This is a genomic window from Olsenella uli (assembly GCF_016899935.1).
Taxonomy (GTDB): domain Bacteria; phylum Actinomycetota; class Coriobacteriia; order Coriobacteriales; family Atopobiaceae; genus Thermophilibacter; species Thermophilibacter uli_B.
Map to the genome: position 1 here is coordinate 1 of NZ_JACJJK010000082.1, position 250 is coordinate 250.

1 protein-coding gene is annotated in these 250 nt (G+C 32.8%); it reads right to left on the reverse strand.

Annotated features, from left to right (window positions below; translation table 11 throughout):
* A partial coding sequence (locus H6A07_RS09925; protein ID WP_204814753.1) for an extracellular matrix/biofilm biosynthesis regulator RemA family protein occupies positions 1-177 on the reverse strand: 177 nt, incomplete at its 3' end.
* Positions 178-250: the final 73 nt, after the last annotated feature.

A 250-nucleotide genomic window follows, 5' to 3' on the forward strand; every position in this document is an offset into this window, starting at 1 on the left:
ATCCATGATAATCACAGAACGAGTCTTCTTGCCAAATGTTGCATCTATTAAATTTTTGGCTTCTTTTGCATCTTGAATAATTCTCTTCACTGGTGCTGACTCTGGGCCAATTATGGAAATAATTCTGTTAGCGGCTACAATATTACCATAACCAACATTAATCAAATTAACTTTCATTATTACAGCTTCACCTTTAACAGTTATTCAATATTTTGGATTTGTTCGCGTATCTTTTCTAATTCGCCTTTTA